Raw genomic sequence first — 18,151 nt, forward strand, 5'->3', positions numbered from 1 at the left:
TGTGCGGCCGCGACACGTGCGCCGATGTCGCTGCCGGAAACCTGCCGGTGTCGGAATCCGTGATGTACATCGCCGTTTTCCGCACCCAGCATGGGAATCGAGACCCGACGACGGGAAAGGCGGTCCGGCGATGGCGATCAGCGCCGCGGAAACCGAACAGCTGCGGGAGGCGGTGCGCGACCTGCTCGCGGACCGCTGCACGGAGGCCGACGTGCGCCGCGTGATGGCGAGCGGCTCCGGCTACGACCTGCGACTGTGGAAACAACTGGCCGAGCTGGGATTGCCCGGCCTGCTGATCGCGACGGAATACGGCGGAGTCGGCCTGGGTGCGGAAGAACTCGAAGCGGTGTCGGAGGAAATCGGGGCAGCGCTGCTGCCGTCGCCGTTCCTGTCCAGCGCGGTGCTGGCCTCGACGCTCATCGACGCCGCCGGGTCCGAAGAGGACAAACGCCGTCTGCTGCCCGCGCTCGCCGACGGGTCTTCGATCGGAACCGTCGCCGTCACTGGCCCCACCGGCGCCTGGACGCCTGAAAGCATTGCGATACAAGCGAACGGAACTCTCACCGGGACCGCGTCCTATGTGACCTTCGGCCAGGTCGCCGACGTCATTCTCGTGGTGGCCCGCGCTGGTGACGACATTGGCATCTTCGAAGTCGCCCCTGACGCGCCGGGCTTCGTCCGCAGTACAGCAGAGGTATTCGACCCGACTGTACGGCTGTCTCAATTCACCTTCGCTGATACCCCAGCGCGCCGAGTTGGCACTTCAGGCTGGGAGGCTGTGCAGAAAGCCTTGGATACCAGCATTGTCGCGCTCGCCGGAGAACAGGCAGGCGGCGCTCGTAAGATCTTTGAGACAACCGTCGAATATCTCAAAACCCGCGTCCAGTTCGGCCGAGCGATCGGCAGTTTCCAGGCGATGAAGCACCTCGCGGCAGATCGGCTGCTGGACGTCGAATCCGCGACCTCCGCCGCCCGGCACGCCGCGGCCGACGGCAGCCCGGGCGCGATCGCACTCGCCGGGTTCGCGTGCGCGGAAGCGTACGAAACCGTTGCCCTGTCCGCGATCCAGATGCACGGCGGGATCGGCTTCACCTGGGAACACCCGGCGCACCTGTACCTGCGCCGCGCCCGCTCCGGCGCGCAGTTGTTCGGCAGCTCGCGACTGCACCGGGAGCGCTACCTCGTCTCGAAGGGAGCCTGACATGACCAGCGCCGACCAGCTCCGCGAAGAAGTCCGCGCGTGGCTCGCCGCGGAATGGACCGGGCTCGCGCCTGCCGAGGATCGCTGGAGCACCACCCCGGAACGCATTGCCTGGCTGGAAAAAGTCGTCGCCGCCGGATACGCGGTGCCGACCTGGCCGGTCGAATGGTCCGGCCGCGCCTGCCCCGCCGAACTGGCCGACGTGATCGCGGCCGAGTTCGACGCCGTCGGCGCACCTGGCGCCCGCCAGGACAAGTACAGCATCCCGGCCAACACCGTCCTCGCGTTCGGCACCGGAAAACTCAAGCACGACCTGCTGCACGACGTCCTCACCGAACGCTCCCGGACCTGCCTGTTCTACAGCGAACCCGGCGCGGGCTCGGACCTCGCCGCCGTGCGTACCACCGCGGTCCGCGACGGCGACCGCTGGATCGTCAACGGACAGAAGGTCTGGACGTCCGGCGCGAAGACCGCGGACTACGCGCTGCTGATCGCGCGGACCGACTGGGACGTCCCGAAACACCAGGGCCTCAGCTACTTCGTCGTGCCGATGCACCAGCCCGGCGTCGACATCCGGCCGCTCGTGCAGATCACCGGCGAATCGCACTTCAACGAGGTGTTCCTGACCGACGTCGAAATCCCGGCGGACTACCTGGTCGGCGAAGAGGGCAAGGGCTGGCGCGTGCTGCAGACCGCGCTGGCGTACGAACGCTCGATCATGGGCGACGGCGCGCGGGCGTCGCGGCACGGATCGATCGCCGACGACCTCGTCGGGCTCGCCCGGGACCGCGGCCGCCTCGCCGACCCGGTCGTCCGCGACAACCTGGCCACCGTGCTCGCGTTGCGCGAACTGAACGCGCTGAACAACGCCCGGGCGAAAGCCGCCGCCGAACAAGGCACGTCGAGTTCGGCGATGTCGCTGGGAAAGCTCGCGATGTCCGGCATCCTGCACGCCGAAGGACGGCTGCGCACCGACATCGCCGGTCCGGAAACGCTGCTGGCCGGGGACGGGAACCCGGTCGCCGACGACGTGAACTTCCTGGCGCTCAACGCCTTCTTCACCTCCATCGGCGGCGGCACCGACCAGATCCAGCGCACGATCATCGCCGAACGCGTCCTCGGCCTGCCCAAGGAACCCGAGATCGACCGCGACCTCCCCTTCCGCGCCGTCCGCCGCAGCTGAGCCCCGAGGAGGCTGGTTCCCTTGCCCGACACCTACGACCCGCCGCTGTCCGGGTTCCGCGTGCTCGATCTGTCCTCCGGCCCGATGACCGCGACCGGGCGGCTGCTGGCCGATCTCGGCGCGCGCGTCACCCGCGTCGTCCTGCCCGGCGTCACCGGCGACCACACCACCGGACCGGTCGTCGACGGCGTCGCGATCGGCACCGCGATCGACCGGCACGGCTTCGCCCACGCGACCGCCGAACCCGGCTCGCACGGCTGGGACCGGCTGCTGGCCGACGCGGACCTGCTGATCGAGACCACCCCGCCCGGCTCGCCCGCCGAAGAACTGCTCGACGTCCCCGGCCTGCGCACCCGGCATCCCGCGCTGGTCGTCCTGTCGATCAGCGACTTCGGCCGCGCCACGACGCGGCGGCACTGGCAGGCCACCACCCCGGTGTTCCACGCGCTGACCGGCGAACTCTCCCGGTCCGGCATCCCCGGCCGCGCGCCGCTGCTGCCGCCCGGCGAACTGCCGTACCACGTGGCCGCCGCGCAAGCCGCGTTCCAGGCGGTGAGCCTGTATCTGGACCGGCTGCGCACCGGACGCGGCGACCGCATCGACTTCGCCGTCCTCGACGGGGCGATGCAGGCGCTGGACCCGGCGTTCGGCATGGTCGGCAGCGCGGCCGCCGGGGTGCCGTTGAGCGACCTGCCGCGCGGACGCACCGAAGAGCGCCACCGGTACCCGATTTTCCCTTGCCAGGACGGATACATCCGGATCTGCCTGCTGTCGCGCCGGCAGTGGCGCGGCATGTTCGAGTGGATGGGCAGCCCGGCCGAATTCGCCGACCCGAAGTACGACCAGGTGCGCGAGCGCTATGCGTCGCCGGACCTGCTGCCCGCGATCGGCCGGTTCTTCGCCGACCGCACCCGGGCCTCGCTGGAATGCGAGGGCCAGCGCCACGGCGTGCCGGCCGCTGCGGTGCTCACGCTCGCCGAAGCCCTGCACACCGACCAACTCGCCGCGCGCGGTTTCTTCCGCGACACCGAACTGTCGCCCGGTCTCGTCGCGCCGGTCCCAGCCGGAATCACCGAGATCGACGGGCACCGCGCCTTCGCCGTGCCCGGCACCGGCGCGCGCGTCACCGCCGCACCGATCCTCGCTGGTCGCCCCCGTCGCGGCGAAGGACGTCCGCTGGAGGGAATCCGGGTCCTTGACCTCGGCGTGATCGTCGTCGGCGGCGACACCGGACGGCTCTTCGGCGACCTCGGCGCGGACGTCGTCAAGATCGAGAACTCAGCTTTCCCGGACGGTTCCCGCGCCGCACTGCCCGGCCTGATGTCGCACGGTTTCGCCGCCGGGCACCGCAACAAACGCGCCATCGGCGTCAACCTGCGCGACCCCGAAGGCCAAGCGCTGGTCCGGCGGCTGGTCGCACAATCGGACGTCGTACTCACCAACTTCAAACCCGGCGTCATCGCCTCGCTCGGGCTCGACCGGGCCGCGCTCTCCGAGGTGAACCCCGGCATCGTCGTCGTGGACAGCTCCGCCTTCGGCCCGACCGGCCCGTGGGCCAGGCGGCTCGGCTACGGCCCGCTCGTGCGCGCCGCGACCGGACTCACCAGCGAGTGGATCTATCCCGGCGAACCGGGCACGTTCAGTGACGCCGTCACCGTCTATCCCGACCACGTATGCGCCCGGATCGGCGCGCTGGCCGCGCTGGCGCTGCTCGTCCGGCGCGAACGCAGCGGCGAGGGCGGGTCGGTGAGCGTCGCGCAGTCCGAGGTGATGCTGAGCCACTTCGCGGACCGGATCGCCGCCGAAGACCTGGCCCGCCGGGGACACTGTGCGGACGGCCCCGCGCACGACGCGCCCTGGGGCGTGTTCCCGACCGCTGGCGACGACGATTGGCTCGCCGTCACGGTGCGGAACGACGCGGATTGGGGTGCGTTGTGCTCGGTGCTGGACCGTCCCGACCTGGCCGCCGACCCCGGTTTGGCCACCCGCTCCGGCCGAGCGGCGGCCCGTGCCCGGATCGACGCAGCGGTGACCGAGTGGACCTCGCGGCATTCTCCGTTCGAGGCGATGGATCTGCTGCAGGCCGCGGGGATTCCGGCCGGGGCGCTGCTGCGGGCGGGCGACCTGCCGGAATGGGAGCAGTACCGGGAGCGGCGGGCGTTTCGGGAGGAGCTGCATCCGTACGCGTCGGAGCCGTATGTGCTGGAGAACGTGCAGATCCACGCCGCGCACGTCGCCGATCCGCCGGTGGGGCAGGCGCCGCTGCTGGGCGAGCAGACGTTCGAGATCGCCGCGGAACTGCTCGGGCTGGGGGTCGCGGAGACGGCGGGGCTTGTCGCTCGCGGGGTGTTGGAGGCGCCCGAGGAGCAGGGCGGGCGGGCTGCTCGCGCGGGGTGACTTCCAGCGGGGGCCGCGAATCCGCCCGGCATCACCACCGCACGCTCCGGTGACACCGGGCGGAAACACCCGCCATCCGCCTGGCCGCTCGGCGAACCCGCCCCCGGCACCCCGCCGGGTGGCCAGGCGTCCCGGAATCCGGCGGTCCGGGCAAAGCCGCCCGCCGCGCACGGCCACCCCGGCACCCCGCCGCGAAACCCGGCGCCGCCGAACGAAAACGCCCCGCCGGCCCGACCGTCCCGCGAACCCGCCGAACCCCGCTCCCCGCCGTATGATCGCCGCAACCCCGCCCGCCTCTGCCGGACCTCGCTGGACATTGGACGATGGAGATCGATTTCACCCGCCTGAAGTACTTCGTCGCGGTCGCCGACGAACTGCACTTCAAGCGCGCGGCGGACCGGCTGCGGATCACCCCTCCGCCGCTCAGCAAGCAGATCAAGCTGCTCGAACGCGAGCTCGGCGGCCCGCTCTTCGAACGGCACTACCACGAGGTCCGGCTCACCCCGCTCGGCCAGGCGCTGCTCGGCCCGGCTCGGGCGATCCTGCGCCAGGTCGACGGCTTGAAGGACATCGCGGCGGGAGTTCTCGAGGACGGCACGCCGATCCGGGTCGGGGCCACCGCGTACGCGCCGTCCGATCTGCTCGAAGACCTGGAAACCGCGGTCGGCGGGCTGGCCGCGCCCGCGACGTTCGAGGTCGCCGGTTCCGCCGCCGAGGTCACCGCGAAACTCGTGTCGGGGCACCTGGAACTCGGGCTGATCCACCTCGCCGTCGAGGATCAGCGGCTGCGCGCCCGGACCGTCGCCGAGTACCAGGGCGCGATCGCGGTCCGCGCGGACGATCCGCTCGCCTGCCGCGATCTCGTGCACATCGAGGAACTGCGCGACCGCGAGGTGGTCATCGACTTCGCCCGGCCGAACCCGGTCATCCTCGCCGCGCTGACCAGGAGACTCGCCAAACGCGGCGTCCGGAACATCGTGCGCGCGGTCAGCGGGCGCGGCGGCGAACTCGAAATGGCCGCGCAGGTGTTCAACCGGCGGCTGGTCGCCCTCGTGTCCTACGCGCCCGCCTCGTTCATCGGCCGGATGTTCTCGCCGCCGGAGTTCAAACTGGTCCGGATCGACGAGGACGGCTGGGAACCGAGCAGGCTCGCGCTCGCCTGGGCCGCCGACCGCGCCGCCGGACCGCCTCGTCCGGCCGATCTCGCCGAGGACCTTTCCGCGAAACTGGGCCCGATCCGCCGCGGCTGACCACGACCCGGGCCGCCAGCAGCGTCCACAGTGGACCGTCAGGACCCGACGAACCTGCTCAGCAGCCGCCCGAACTCGGCGACGTCGCGGCGCGGCCAGTCCCGCAGCCGCTCTTCGAGCCGTTTCCGTTGCGCCGCACGGGTAATCGCCAGCGCGCGATGCCCGGCTTCGGTCAGCTCCAACCGCTGCCTGCGCGAATGCCGCGGATCCGGGCCGCGCACCAGCAGCCCGCCGCTCTCCAGTTCCGCCAGCTGCCGGCTCACCGTCGACGGGTCGAGCCCGTACTCCTGGGCGAGATCCGCCGCGTGCGCGCAGTCCGCGAGGTCGATCGAGGACAGCATCGTGTACTGCACGAACCCGAGCCCCTCGTACAGTTCGTTCGAGCGCACCCGGGACCCGCGGGAAAACAGGATCATCGCGCGGTGGATAGCGTCCAGGGCATCGCCGTCGCGGTCTTCTCCCGGCATGTCCCCGCATGCTAGAGATGCACCATACAACTGTCAACGCGGCTCGGCGGCGATCCCCCGGCGCAGCAGGTCCTCGGCGTCGACCCCGGCTTCTTCAAGCAGCGCACGGGTATGCGCGCCGAACGCCGGGACGTCGCCCATCCGCGCCTCGACGTCCGCGAACGTCACCGGCGGCAGCAGCGCGTCGACGGTCGCGTGTTCGGTGCCGATCCTGCGCCAGCGGTCGCGGGCGCGAAGCTGCGGGTCGGCCACGACGTCGGCGACCTGTTTCACTTGCGCCGCAGGGATTCCGGCGTTCGCGAGCCGCTCGTCCAATTCCACTGTGGACCATCGGGCGGTCTCGGCGGCGACCGCGGCGTCGCATTCCGCGCGGTGCTCGACGCGCCGCACGTTCGTGGTGAATCGCGGGTCGTCGGCGAGTTGCGGAGCTTCGAGGACCGAGGTGACCAGGGTCCGCCAGCCGCTGTCGTTCTGGACCCCGATCAGCATCTGCCCGTCTTTCGTCGGATACGCGTCGTAGGGCGCGATCGAGGCGTGGCTCAAGCCCATCCGCGCGGGCTGGCGTCCGGAGTACATCTGGCTGTACATCGCGTAGCCCATCCACTCGACGGTCGCCTCCAGCATCGACACCTCGACCGTCGCGCCCTGCCCGGTTCGCCACCGGCGCAGGAGGGCGGCCAGCACCGCTTGCGCGCAGTACATTCCGGAGGCGATGTCGGAGGTCGGGATGCCGGTCTTGACCGGGGTGTCCGGGGTGCCGGTGATGCCGATCAGGCCCGCTTCGGCCTGGACCAGCATGTCGTAGGCCTTGCGCTGTTCCCGCGGACCGCCCGTGCCGTAGCCGGAGAGGTCTGCGGCGACCAGTTCCGGACGGTCGGCTCGGAGCTCCGCGGCACCGAAGCCGAGGCGAGCGGCCGCGCCCGGGGCCAAGTTCTGGACGAAGACGTCGGCGCGCGCGACCAGCCGGCGGACCGCGTCGCGGCCTTCCGCTGTTTTCAGGTCTACCGCCAGGGATTCCTTGCCCCGGTTGAGCCAGACGAAGTGTGCGCCGGTGCCGTGCACTACGTGGTCGTACTCGCGGGCGAAGTCGCCGCCGTCCGCTCGTTCCACCTTGATCACCCGGGCGCCCAGATCGGCCAGAGTGCGGGTGGCCAGCGGGGCGGCGACTGCCTGTTCGACGGAAACGACGGTGATCCCGTCCAGCGGGAGCGCGGGGTCCGAGTGCATGCCGATTACTATGACCCGGTTTTCGCCGGGGTGCTCGGGTGAATCGTGTTGCGCAGGGCACGTGTCCCGGCGAGCTCAGCCGCGCGGGTCGAACGGGATGCCGGACGGCTTCGACTTCTCCAGCAGGTCCTGGTACCGGCCCTCGCTGATCTTGATCGTCGCGGCGCCGAAGTCCGCGGCCGTCAAGCGGTCGCGCAGGGCGGTCGAGGGCCACCCGTCCCAGCCGACCAGGGGCGGGTAGCGCCAATCGTGGTAGTGGTTCTCCGGCGGCTCGTCGTGGGCGTCGGCGAGGCGGAAGAAGTGCGTGCCGGGGCCGTCCTTGTGGTACACCGTCTTCGGGTGGGCGCCGTCGAAGCTCACCTTCGACCGGGGGTACGTCACCTGCGAGGAATGCTGCGTGGTCGTCACGTACTCGACCTGGTTCGACGACTGGTCGATCCACGAGATCACGTGCTCCCAGTCGTGCCGGTGCCCGCCGAGGCCGCTGCCGTCGACGGCCTGGTCCTTTTCGAAGTAGCTCGCGTAGACGACCGCGCACCAGCCGTGGTTGCAGGTCGAGCGCGAGTAGGTCTGGGAGTTGTCGAGGTCGGACTTGTCGTGGCAGTTGCCGTTGACCGCGCCGGTGGTCTTGAGGCCGGGCGCGAGGGCGCCGTCCGGGCCGATCGCCGGGGTCGCGTAGCAACCGTCGCCGTCGTAGTCGTAGGCGGGCGAGAAGGACTGCTCGTATCCGTTCGCGTTCTGCGGCAGGTTGTGCGGCGGGTCGGCGTACGCCGCGGACACCGGGAACAGCAATGCCGTGCACACGGCCACCGTCGCGACGCGGGCGAGCGGAAGTTTCCTCATGTCCGGATGGTGACACCGCGAACGCGGAAGGTGAAGGGATGTCAGGGAAGCATCCGATGGCCTTTCAGCCCGCGAGGACCTCCGCGCCGCGGTGCACGCGCAGCAGGTCAGCCCGGACGAGGTCGGCCAGCAGCCGTTCCTCCTCGTCGACCTCCGAAGGTCGCGGCGGCAGTTCTCCGCTGCCTGCCAGCGCGCCTGCCGCGGCCTCCGCGAAGGACGCCATCGTCGGCGACTGACCGTCCCGCTGCAGCAGCGCGCCCGCCGAAGCCGCGAGACCGCGCAAGCCCTGCCCGGCCTCTTCCAAGGCTTCTCGCTGCTCCGACGCAGGCTCCCGGCTGCCGGGCTCGGGGCTCAGCAGGTCCTGATGCGTCCGAGCCGCGGCGCGGAACCGCAGCCCGACCTCACGACGGCCGCCTCCGCCGCGCAACCGCTCCGCCACCGCCGCGAGCAGCTCGCCAGTTTCGGAGACGGCGTCGGAAAACCGTTGCGCCACCGAAGGTTTCGGTACCCCGGGCACCGCGGCGAAGCCGAACAGCAGGCCGATCACCACCGCCAACGCCACCAGCAGCAGGTATTCCCCGAGCACCGACACCGCGTCCAGATGCCGCGTCGTCGCGTTCATCCCGACGCTCATCAGCACCATGCAGCCGTTGAACACCATGGGCTTTACCTGCATGAACGGGAACCCGACGAGCAGCGCGACGATCCCCAGCGGCAGCAACGCGCCCGGCGGCAGCAACCACAACGCGACCGCCAGCACCACAGCCCCGGCCACCGCACCGGCGGCGCGCTGCCACGCTTTCGCCAGTGTGTCCCGCCATTCCGGCTGCATGAGCGCGAACGTCGTCATCAGGAACGACACGGTGAGCGGGTCGCCTGGGCGGAACGTCGCGATCACCGCGGCGACCAGCATTCCCAGCGCGCACCGGACCGCGTGCCGCAACTGCGCGGACCGCCACGAGAACACACCGGTCGCCTCGCGCCGCAAGGCCTCGCGGACCAGATGCCGCGGGAAGTCCACAATGGACTCGTCGCGGTTCAGCACGGCTTCCCGGATCGCGGACAACCCGGCCCAGGCTTCGTCGAGCAGCGCAGCAGTGTCGCCGGGCAGCGCGACGTCCGGGTCGGCCCGTTCGATCTCCGGCGGATCCGAAACCGTCTTCGCCCGCACGGCTTCCGCCAGCTCCGCGACCTGTTCGTCCGCGGCGTCGAGCACCCGGGAAACAGCCGCCGCTTGTTCTTCGTCGAACGCACGCAGCCGATCCCGCAGCAGCGCAGCGGTTCCGTGGTACCGCGCGCCACCAGCGAGAACCCGCGCCTGCCACGCGCGCGGCCGATCGGTCATCCACAGCCGCACCGCGCGCTCCGCGCTCGCGCGATCCGGCCCCGCGAGCGCGTCGGCCAAGGCAGTGCGGGTCGGCTTGCCCGGATCGCTCAGGCCCATCAGCAGCCGCAGCACGAACACGACCGCGACGGCCAGCGCCGGCGCGCAGACGATCTGCACCGGGCTGGCCGCACCGCTCAACTGGAAGCCGTAGCCGAACACCGAAGCCATGCCGAGCCCGAGCCCGACCGTCACGTACCGCGGGCCCAGCGCGGGCACCACCGCCGCCGCGAACACCACCAGCACGAGCAGCGCGATCGACGCGACCGGCGACACCTCGCCCAGCAACCGCGGCCCGGCGCCGCCGAGCACGACCGCCGGAGCGAACGCCGCGAGCAACCACAGGTCCGGCCGCAGCGGGCCGCCGGTGGCGGCGATGAAGCAGAACAATGCGGTCAGCCCCGCCAGCATCGCCGTCCCGCCGAGCCCGAGCGCCACCCCGAGCCCGGCGGTGCCGCCGACGACCACCAGAATCGCCGCGAGCATCCCGCCGCCGCGCGCAATCGCGTTCATCCCGCCCCGTTCCGTCACCGCGCAATGCCGCAGTAGCCTCGCACGTCGCAGTCGTGCGTGCTGATCCCGGTTCTGACCGCGACAGCCGCTCACGACGCCTCAGCCCGCGCCGCCGCAGGCAGTTGCGGAGCATGGCGCAGCGGTCGGTGCGGGCCTGAGCGCGTGCGTGTCGTGGGTGTTTATGCCGGTTCTAACCGGCAACGCCGCTCACGACGCCTCAGACGTTCGCACGCTCCGGCGGCAGCGTCAGCAAGTTGTGCACCTCGCTGTGCTCTGCCCCCGGCAACCCGTCCAGCGCCAGCAACGCCGCGCTCCGCGCCGCCACCTCCGCCTCGGTCCGCGGCGACATCAGCGCCGACCCGCCCGTCGCCAGCGCCTGGTTGGCCTCCACGAACTTCCGCGAGCGCTTCTCGTACGCGGCGAAGGCGACGTCGTGCGGAGCGTCCGCCAGCTCGTACGCCAGCAGGTACGCGCCGATCATCGCGAGGCTCGATCCCTGCCCGGACAGGAACGACGTCGCGTGCGCGGCGTCCCCGGCCAGCGCGACGCGGCCCTTCGACCAGACCGGCAGGTGGATCTGGCTGACCACGTCGAAGAACAGATCGTCCGCCGAGCGCATCGCCTCGACCATCCGCGGCACCTCCCAGCCGCAGCCCTCGAAGCGGCTCGCGACCAGGTCGCGCTGCGCGGCGGGGTCGGAGAACGCGGAGAAGGGCGGCTCGGCGTGAGTGAACACCAGGAATCCGTGCACCTGGTCGCTGTCGCGGTCGCCGGCGGCGTAAAGCGACGCCGACCGGCCCGCCACCGCCCAGGACGCGCCCTCGTGGGACAGGCCGAGGTAGTTCGGCATGGTGAATCCGGCGAAGCAGTAGCCGAGGTAGCGGTGGAACTGCTCCTCCGGCCCGAACGCGAGCGCACGGGTCTTCGAGTGCAACCCGTCCGCGCCGATGACCAGGTCGAACGTCTGGCTCCGGCCGCTGGCGAAGGTGACCTCGACGGCGTCGCCGCGATCGTCCAGTTCGGCGATCGACTCCGAAAAACGGAACTCGACGTCGTCGCGGACCGCGTCGTACAACAGGCTGGTGAGGTCGCCGCGGGCCAGCTCGATGTCGTACCCGGACTCGTCCCCGGTGATCACGGTCGGCGCGACGCTGTTCAGGACGCTGCCGTCCGCGTCGAGGAACGCGAGCCGCCGGGTGGCGACGTGCCGCTCCCGCACCTTCTCCTCCAGCCCCATCCGCCGCAGCACCTCGACGGCCGGGCCGCGCATGTCGATCGGGTACCCGCCGCCGCGCACCGCGGCCGCCTTCTCCGCCACGGTGACCGCGAAGCCGTACTGGTTCAGCCAGTACGCCAGCGCCGGGCCCGCGATGCTCGCCCCCGAGATCAGCACACTCCCGCTCATGGTTCTCCCCTTGTCCCCGGCAGGCGATAGATGCCTACCTTAGGTATCATTTTCGAGACCGGCCGGAACCGCCTCGCGCGATCCCGGTGACCCAACCGTATACCTAAGTTAGGTATCTAATCAAGGAGCCCACGATGTCCGCCGTCCCTTCCCTGCTCCGGGACCTGCTCCCCCGGCTGAACGAACTGAGCGGGACGCTGCGCCGGGGCAAGCTCTTCGAGCGCGCGGTCGAGGCCACCGGGTTCCCGCTGGAGCGGCCGGCGATGAGCGTGCTCGGCATCCTGCACATCGAGGACGCGCCGCTGCGGGTCGGCGAGATCGCGAACCGGATGAACGTCGTCGGCCCGCACGTGACGCGGCAGGTGCAGGGGCTGGAAGGCCGCGGGCTGGTACGGCGCGTGGCCGACCCGGACGACCAGCGGGCCCGGCTGATCGAGCTGACGCCCGAAGGCAAGGCCGCGGCCGAACGCTACGTCGGGGTGATCGAAGGCTGGTTCGCCGACGCGCTCAGCGGCTGGACAGCGGAAGACCGCCAGCTCCTCGACCGGCTGATGAAAAAGCTGGTCGAGGACCTGACGGCCGGGTTGTCCGATTTGGACTGAAGCGGATTACCGCGACAGCCGCAGGAACTCCTGCTGCTCGCGGTCGTAGCGCTGGGTCAGCCCGTTTCCGTAGCGGTCCCACCAGTTCTGCGTGTGCCCGTTCTGGCGGGTGGTCGTGTCGCCGTAGATCTCGCGGTCGTATTCGATCCGGGCGTCGTGGAACTGCTGCTGGAATTCCTGCGGCGACAGGCCCTGCAGCTGCTGCACGGCGGCCGGGTCGAGGGTGCGCGCGCTCCGCACGATGTCCGCGCCGCCCATGTGGTTCAGGATCGCCCGGACGCCGCCCGCGCCGCGCATGTGCGCGCCGGACATGATCGCGGCCTGGGTGCCCGCGTCGGTGAACTCCATCGCCCCGGCCCGGCGCGCGTTCTCGGTCATCAGCTGCGCGACCACCGCGCGTTCTTCGGCACTGCCGAGGCCGTACTCCCGGCGGGCGGCCATGATCTGGTCGTAGCCGTTGTGCATGCTCTCGCGGAAGCCGTACGCCTCGCGCACGCCGCCCTGTTCGCCGGTCGCGCCCTCGGACCGCATGATCGAATCGACGACCCGGTCGTCCAGCTGCTGCGGTGCGGCACCCCCAGCAGCCGCACCGCCGCCTCCGGCCCCAGCTCCACCGCCCGTGCCGCCGCCATAACCCTCGGCCACTGCGGTGTCGGCGTCGGCGTAGTTCTGCGCCGCGTGCTGCACCTTGCCGTTGACCTGGTCGATCAGCTTCACGAAATCGCCCAGCGACGACACGAGTTTCGACTGCAGCAAGGTGTTCGCCGCGGCGACCCCGCTGCCGATGCCCGCGAACGACAAGGCGTCGATCACGAGCGTCTCGAGGTCGCGGACGGCCGAGAACGCCGCGGCGCCGAGGCCCTCCACGTTCTTCACGATCGCCGACACCTCGGCCGGCAGCACCCGGTAGCTTCCCGCTGTCATGCCAGTGACCCTCGCGCACCGGCCCGGGCGCGCCAACGGCCGAATTACCCACTTTCGAAGGGGATCGAATCGCTGCCCGCTGGGTACCTGGGCGGCATGGAGCCCGACGAGGACCGGCACGACCGGACCGACCACGAGATCGAACTGCTCGCCGAGCGGCTCTGGGCCTGGTCCCGCGAACCGGGCGGCGAGCAGGAGCCGGATCTCGGCCCGCTCGCCGAGGCCGGTTTCGCCGTCGACGGCGGCGTCGCGCGGTACGGCTCCGGGCGGCCGTGCGTCGCCTTGCTGCTCCCGTCCGACCGGCTCCGGGAATTCGGGCACAACCTCGTCGCCGCGGCGGTAATCGGGGCAGCGCTCGCCACCGGCCGGACGCTGGAATCCGGTTCCGTCGTCGTCACCGACCGCCCCGGCGACGGGATCGACGCGGTGCTGACCTTCCAGCCCGGCGTGCACACCTGGGCCGCCGCGCCGCTCGCCGCGCGGACCGAACTGCGCGTGACCGTGCACGGGAATTCGGGGCCGGCGCCCGAAGACAGCACCGACGCGGTCGCCGGGCTGGTGCAGGTCTTCACCGCGATCGCCGCGCTCCGGGCCCGGCTGCCCGCGGGCGCGGCGGTGCAGGGAATCGTGACGCACGGCGGGGAATCCACCGATGTGGTGCCCGATTTCGCCGAAGCCCGCTTCGGGCTGCGTGCGCCGGACTCCGAAACGCTCGGGCACGTCGTCACCGAAGTGACCACCGCCGCCGAAGGCGCCGCTATAGCGACCGGAACCAAGGCGAACGTCGAACGGTTCGGCCCGATTCACGCGCGGTTCCAGGACAATCCGGTGCTGTCCGGGCATTTCGCCCGGCATCTCGCGGCGTGCGGGATCCACGCGTCCCCGTCCGGGGCGGCGGCGATTCCCGGCAGGCCCGAGGTGGGCGACCTGAGCGTGCGGATGCCGGCGATCCATCCGTCCGTCGCGCTCCACGATCCGGGGCGCGCGGTCGGCAGCCGCGCCTTCGCCGAGGCGACCGGGTCGCCGCGGGCCCGGACGGTGCTGCTCGCGACGGCGTCGGCGCTGGCCCGGACCGCCTCGGACCTTCTCGCGCATCCCGCGCTGGTCCGGCAGGCTTGGGACAATTTCGCCGATCGAGCGCGCCGGGGTGGCTAGAGTCCTCGGCATGGGGACGACTGATCTGCCGCTGCCCGACGGCCGCGACCTTCGCGTGCACGACAGCGAGGGCGACGGCTTTCCCTTGGTGTGGCACCACGGGACTCCGCAGTCCGGACGCCTGCTGCCGCCCGTGGTGGAGGCTGCGGCCGCACGAGGATTCCGGGTCGTTTCCTATGCACGGCCCGGATACGGCGGGTCCACGCCCCGGGCCGGGCGGACGGTGGGCTCGGCTGCCGAGGACGTCCGGCAATTGGCGGATGCCTTGGACCTGCCGCGGTTCGCGGTGGCGGGAGCGTCCGGCGGCGGACCGCACACGCTCGCCTGCGCCGCGATGCTGCCGGATCGGGTGACCGCGGCGGTGTGCCTCGCCGGGCTGGCCCCGTACTCCGAGGAGTACGACTGGTACGGCGGGATGGTCGACGACAGCTCGCTGCGGGCCGCCCACAAGGGCCGCGAAACCCGGCTGCAGCACGGAGAAACGCAGGAATTCGACCCGACGAGCTTCACCGACGCGGACTGGGCGGCGCTGCGCGGAACGTGGGGTCCGCTGGGCGAGGACGCCGGGGCTTCCGGTGACGTGGCCGCCGAAGCCGACGACGACCTCGCGTACGTCGCGCCGTGGGGTTTCTCCGCCGCCGACGTGCGGGTGCCCGTGCTGCTGGTGCACGGCGGCGAGGACCAGATCGTCCCGAGCCGCCACAGCGAATGGCTCCTGCGGAACCTCCCGGACGCCGAACTGTGGCTGCGCCCGCGCGACGGGCACATCTCGGTGCTCAACGCGCTCCCGACCGCGCTCGACTGGCTGCGCAACCTCCTCGCCCGCTGACCGCCGGTTATCGTGTCAGGCATGAGCAACGTCGAGACCGATCCGGCCGAACTAGCGTGCGGCGGCGACCCCGTCGACCCCGGCAAGGTCGAGATCCTCGACGCCCGCTCAGTCCCGCTCGGCGGACCGCGGGCGATGCCGGTCCGCCGCACCTTGCCGCAACGACAGCGGTCGCTGATCGGCGCGTGGTGCTTCGCCGACCACTACGGCCCGGACGACACCTCCGTCAGCGGCGGCATGTCCGTCGGCCCGCATCCGCACACCGGCCTGCAGACGGTGAGCTGGCTGTTCACCGGCGAGATCGAGCACCGCGACAGCCTCGGCTCGCACGCGATGGTCCGGCCCGGCGAGCTGAACCTGATGACCGGCGGGCACGGCATCTGCCACGAAGAGGTGTCGACGCCGGAAACCACGACGCTGCACGGGGTCCAGCTCTGGGTCGCGCTGCCGGACGAGCACCGGCACACCGCCCGAGATTTCCAGCATTACGTCCCGCCCGCCGCCGACCTCGGCGGGGCCGCCGCGCGCGTCTTCCTCGGCACGCTGGCCGGGCAAACCTCGCCGGTCAAGACCTTCACTCCGTTGCTGGGCGCGGAAATCGTCCTGGACCCGGGCGCGTCGCTGCGCCTCGACGCGGATCCGTCCTTCGAGCACGGTGTCCTGCTCGACACCGGGGAAGTCACCTTCGCGGGCACTGCGCTGCAGCGGGCCCAGCTCGGCTACCTCGGCATCGGCGCGTCCGCGCTCGACCTGCACAACCCCGGGGCCTCCCCGGCGCGGGCGATCGTGCTCGGCGGGCCGCCGTTCGGCGAGGAAATCCTGATGTGGTGGAACTTCGTCGGCCGCAGCCACGACGAGATCGCCGAATACCGCGAGGCGTGGGAGGCGAACTCCGACCAGTTCGGCGCGATCGAGCCCTACCCCGGCGGCCCGGCTCGGCTGCCCGCTCCCCCGCTGCCCGCCGTGCGGATCAAACCGCGCCGCAACCCCTCGTGAGCGTCGATCGCGGCTAGAACCGGGATCAGCACTCACGACCCCGCGGCGCCGCTGAGCCGGTTCCGCGCCCCGGACGGGTCGAAGTTCACCCGGCGGAGCGGTCCGGCGGCCAGCAGCACCACCGCCACCGCACTCAGCGCGGCCAGCACCAGCGCCGCCACGAACCGGGCCGGAACCGACGTCGCCGAGGCCAGCACCGCGTACCCGCCCAGCACCACCGCGACCGGCCCGAGCAGCGCGATCGCCGTCAGCACCGGCGGGATCCGGCTGCCGTCCGGACGCCGCGCCGAGACGACCGCCGCGCCCGCCGACACCACCGCGGCCACCAGCAGGCAGGCGCCCACGGTGTCGGAAAGACGGTGCCAGCTGAGCGCGACGGTCGCCGCGGCCACCCAGGCGACGCCGGGCGCACCCACGGCGAGCACCCAGGTCCGGAACCGCGCGGGCAGCACCACGGCCAGTGCCAGCAGCACGGCGGTGGCCGCGCTCACGTGCCCGCTCGGAAAGCTGTTGTGGTGCGGGGCGCCGGCCGAACCGACGTCCGGCCGGTCCAGCAGGTAGATCTTGAGCAGCTGCGCGGCCGCCAGCGGCAGCAAGTACAGCACCAGCGCGGTCACGCCGAGCGCGAATCGCTTGCGCAGCACCGCGAGCGCCACGATCACGATCCCGGCCGCGCCGAACACCTCGACCCCGTCGATCCCGGCCAGCGGCCGCGCCCAGTCCACAGTGGACCGCGGAAGGTTCTGCGCGAAGCGGACCACCCCGTCCTCGGCGCGCTGCCCGGCCTCGGTCCGCACGAACAGCAGGTAGGCGACGACGAACGCGCCCGCGAACCCGATCGCGGCCGCGACCAGCACGGCGGTCCGCGAACGCCGCGGCGGGGCGAGCGCGTGCCGGGGTGCGGGCGGGGGCGTTTCGGACGTCGGCGTTTCAGGAGTCAGCACTGCCATGCCTTCGAGCCTGGCCGCGGGATTTCGGGATCTCGTCAGAGCCGTGTCATGGTTTCGCTACAAGATCCGCCCGGCTCGCGCGAATCCGCGGGCATTCCGAATAATGGCCCCTGTGGCTGTGGTGTTGGTGGTCGAGGACGACGCGTCCGTCCGCGAGGGCATGGAACTGGCGCTGCGCAGGCAAGGACACACGGTGCACACGGCCGCGACCGGCGAGGACGGCGTGGCGCAGCTGCGCGAACGCGCGCCCGACCTGGTGGTGCTCGACCTGATGCTGCCCGGCATCGACGGGTTCGAGACCTGCCGCCGGATCCGCGCGCTCGGCCAGGTGCCGATCATCATGCTCACCGCGCGCAGCGACGATTTCGACATCGTCGCCGGCCTCGAAGCGGGCGCGGACGACTACGTCGTGAAGCCGATCGAACCGCGCGTGCTCGACGCCCGGATCCGCGCGGTGCTGCGCCGCACCGCCGCCGAACCCGGGGCCGCGGGCCCCGAACAGCACGGCGACCTGGTGATCGACCGGGCCGGGATGCTGGTGCGGAAGCACGGCGAACAGGTTTCGCTCACGCCGACCGAACTCAAGCTGCTGCTGGAGATCTCGCGCACGCCGGGCCAGGTGTACAGCCGCAGCCAGCTGCTCGCGTCCGTGTGGGGCCACGACTATCTCGGCGATTCCCGCCTGGTCGACGCCTGCGTGCAGCGGCTGCGCGCGAAGATCGAGGACGTCCCGGCGCGGCCGGACCACGTGCAGACCGTCCGCGGCTTCGGCTACCGGTTCGGCCGCTCGTGAACCGGCTCCGGTCGTGGGTGTCCGGGCTGCGC

General features: G+C 71.6%; 16 protein-coding genes. 9 read left to right on the plus strand and 7 right to left on the minus strand.

Annotation, left to right across the window (positions count from 1 at the left end):
* The first annotated feature begins 130 nt into the window (after positions 1-130).
* The 4 genes from L3Q65_RS19760 (at position 131) to L3Q65_RS47505 (ending at position 6,031) form a co-directional block, all read left to right on the plus strand.
* Entirely contained in the window at positions 131-1,201 is a 1,071-nt protein-coding gene (locus L3Q65_RS19760; protein WP_237600511.1) for an acyl-CoA dehydrogenase family protein, read from the plus strand.
* 1 nt (position 1,202) lies between these two features.
* On the plus strand, positions 1,203-2,384 hold the full coding sequence (locus L3Q65_RS19765; protein WP_237600512.1) for an acyl-CoA dehydrogenase family protein: 1,182 nt from the start codon (positions 1,203-1,205) through the stop codon (positions 2,382-2,384).
* Between the two features lie 21 nt (positions 2,385-2,405).
* Positions 2,406-4,781 (plus strand): CoA transferase, encoded by a 2,376-nt coding sequence (locus L3Q65_RS19770; RefSeq protein ID WP_182893298.1) that lies wholly within the window; start codon positions 2,406-2,408, stop codon positions 4,779-4,781.
* 323 nt (positions 4,782-5,104) lie between these two features.
* Positions 5,105-6,031 (plus strand): LysR family transcriptional regulator, encoded by a 927-nt coding sequence (locus L3Q65_RS47505; RefSeq protein WP_182893299.1) that lies wholly within the window; start codon positions 5,105-5,107, stop codon positions 6,029-6,031.
* Between the two features lie 38 nt (positions 6,032-6,069).
* On the opposite strand, the gene L3Q65_RS19785 is transcribed toward L3Q65_RS47505, so the two are convergent.
* The 5 genes from L3Q65_RS19785 to L3Q65_RS19805 all read right to left on the minus strand — a co-directional run bounded on the left by L3Q65_RS19785 (position 6,070) and on the right by L3Q65_RS19805 (position 11,870).
* Positions 6,070-6,498 (minus strand): MarR family winged helix-turn-helix transcriptional regulator, encoded by a 429-nt coding sequence (locus tag L3Q65_RS19785; protein WP_182893300.1) that lies wholly within the window; start codon positions 6,496-6,498, stop codon positions 6,070-6,072.
* Positions 6,499-6,531: 33 nt separating this feature from the next.
* Positions 6,532-7,725 carry a CaiB/BaiF CoA-transferase family protein gene (locus L3Q65_RS19790; RefSeq protein WP_182893301.1) on the minus strand — a complete coding sequence of 398 codons (1,194 nt, stop codon included), beginning with the start codon at positions 7,723-7,725 and terminating at the stop codon, positions 6,532-6,534.
* A 75-nt stretch (positions 7,726-7,800) separates the two neighbouring features.
* Positions 7,801-8,568: an NPP1 family protein gene (locus L3Q65_RS19795; RefSeq protein ID WP_237600513.1), complete on the minus strand. Its 768-nt coding sequence runs from the start codon at positions 8,566-8,568 to the stop codon at positions 7,801-7,803.
* 64 nt (positions 8,569-8,632) lie between these two features.
* Positions 8,633-10,465: an FUSC family protein gene (locus L3Q65_RS19800; RefSeq protein ID WP_237600514.1), complete on the minus strand. Its 1,833-nt coding sequence runs from the start codon at positions 10,463-10,465 to the stop codon at positions 8,633-8,635.
* A gap of 217 nt (positions 10,466-10,682) precedes the next feature.
* Positions 10,683-11,870, minus strand: coding sequence for an FAD-dependent monooxygenase (locus L3Q65_RS19805; RefSeq protein WP_182893304.1), 1,188 nt, complete (start codon positions 11,868-11,870; stop codon positions 10,683-10,685).
* A gap of 134 nt (positions 11,871-12,004) precedes the next feature.
* On the opposite strand from L3Q65_RS19805, the gene L3Q65_RS19810 reads away from it, so the two are divergent.
* Positions 12,005-12,472, plus strand: a complete 468-nt coding sequence (locus L3Q65_RS19810) for a MarR family winged helix-turn-helix transcriptional regulator (protein ID WP_182893305.1) — start codon at positions 12,005-12,007, stop codon at positions 12,470-12,472.
* 6 nt (positions 12,473-12,478) lie between these two features.
* Here the strand turns inward: L3Q65_RS19810 and L3Q65_RS19815 are convergent, their stop codons facing one another.
* Positions 12,479-13,396, minus strand: coding sequence for a hypothetical protein (locus L3Q65_RS19815; RefSeq protein WP_237600515.1), 918 nt, complete (start codon positions 13,394-13,396; stop codon positions 12,479-12,481).
* A 96-nt stretch (positions 13,397-13,492) separates the two neighbouring features.
* Between L3Q65_RS19815 and L3Q65_RS19820 the strand changes: the two genes are divergently transcribed.
* Genes L3Q65_RS19820 through L3Q65_RS19830 form a run of 3 tightly spaced genes read left to right on the plus strand, consistent with a single transcriptional unit; the run spans position 13,493 to position 16,376 of the window.
* The gene (locus tag L3Q65_RS19820) at positions 13,493-14,551 is read left to right on the plus strand and encodes a peptidase dimerization domain-containing protein (RefSeq protein ID WP_237600516.1); all 1,059 of its coding nucleotides are present in this window, start codon (positions 13,493-13,495) and stop codon (positions 14,549-14,551) included.
* A gap of 10 nt (positions 14,552-14,561) precedes the next feature.
* Positions 14,562-15,380: an alpha/beta fold hydrolase gene (locus tag L3Q65_RS19825; RefSeq protein ID WP_237600517.1), complete on the plus strand. Its 819-nt coding sequence runs from the start codon at positions 14,562-14,564 to the stop codon at positions 15,378-15,380.
* A 21-nt stretch (positions 15,381-15,401) separates the two neighbouring features.
* On the plus strand, positions 15,402-16,376 hold the full coding sequence (locus L3Q65_RS19830; protein ID WP_237600518.1) for a pirin family protein: 975 nt from the start codon (positions 15,402-15,404) through the stop codon (positions 16,374-16,376).
* Positions 16,377-16,408: 32 nt separating this feature from the next.
* On the opposite strand, the gene L3Q65_RS19835 is transcribed toward L3Q65_RS19830, so the two are convergent.
* Complete coding sequence (locus tag L3Q65_RS19835; RefSeq protein ID WP_182893310.1) at positions 16,409-17,326, minus strand: phosphatase PAP2 family protein; 918 nt, start codon at positions 17,324-17,326, stop codon at positions 16,409-16,411.
* Between the two features lie 112 nt (positions 17,327-17,438).
* Between L3Q65_RS19835 and L3Q65_RS19840 the strand changes: the two genes are divergently transcribed.
* Entirely contained in the window at positions 17,439-18,119 is a 681-nt protein-coding gene (locus L3Q65_RS19840) for a response regulator transcription factor (protein ID WP_182893311.1), read from the plus strand.
* The last annotated feature ends 32 nt before the right edge of the window (positions 18,120-18,151 follow it).

This window comes from Amycolatopsis sp. FU40 (genome assembly GCF_021903635.1).
GTDB lineage: Bacteria > Actinomycetota > Actinomycetes > Mycobacteriales > Pseudonocardiaceae > Amycolatopsis > Amycolatopsis dendrobii.

Coding starts and splice junctions, on each gene's coding strand:
- L3Q65_RS19760 (WP_237600511.1), top strand. CDS start 131: ATGGCGATCAGCGCCGCGGAAACCGAACAGCTGCGGGAGGCGGTGCGC.
- L3Q65_RS19765 (WP_237600512.1), top strand. CDS start 1,203: ATGACCAGCGCCGACCAGCTCCGCGAAGAAGTCCGCGCGTGGCTCGCC.
- L3Q65_RS47505 (WP_182893299.1), top strand. CDS start 5,105: ATGGAGATCGATTTCACCCGCCTGAAGTACTTCGTCGCGGTCGCCGAC.
- L3Q65_RS19785 (WP_182893300.1), bottom strand. CDS start 6,498: ATGCCGGGAGAAGACCGCGACGGCGATGCCCTGGACGCTATCCACCGC.
- L3Q65_RS19790 (WP_182893301.1), bottom strand. CDS start 7,725: ATGCACTCGGACCCCGCGCTCCCGCTGGACGGGATCACCGTCGTTTCC.
- L3Q65_RS19795 (WP_237600513.1), bottom strand. CDS start 8,568: ATGAGGAAACTTCCGCTCGCCCGCGTCGCGACGGTGGCCGTGTGCACG.
- L3Q65_RS19800 (WP_237600514.1), bottom strand. CDS start 10,465: ATGAACGCGATTGCGCGCGGCGGCGGGATGCTCGCGGCGATTCTGGTG.
- L3Q65_RS19805 (WP_182893304.1), bottom strand. CDS start 11,870: ATGAGCGGGAGTGTGCTGATCTCGGGGGCGAGCATCGCGGGCCCGGCG.
- L3Q65_RS19810 (WP_182893305.1), top strand. CDS start 12,005: ATGTCCGCCGTCCCTTCCCTGCTCCGGGACCTGCTCCCCCGGCTGAAC.
- L3Q65_RS19815 (WP_237600515.1), bottom strand. CDS start 13,396: ATGACAGCGGGAAGCTACCGGGTGCTGCCGGCCGAGGTGTCGGCGATC.
- L3Q65_RS19820 (WP_237600516.1), top strand. CDS start 13,493: ATGGAGCCCGACGAGGACCGGCACGACCGGACCGACCACGAGATCGAA.
- L3Q65_RS19825 (WP_237600517.1), top strand. CDS start 14,562: ATGGGGACGACTGATCTGCCGCTGCCCGACGGCCGCGACCTTCGCGTG.
- L3Q65_RS19830 (WP_237600518.1), top strand. CDS start 15,402: ATGAGCAACGTCGAGACCGATCCGGCCGAACTAGCGTGCGGCGGCGAC.
- L3Q65_RS19835 (WP_182893310.1), bottom strand. CDS start 17,326: ATGGCAGTGCTGACTCCTGAAACGCCGACGTCCGAAACGCCCCCGCCC.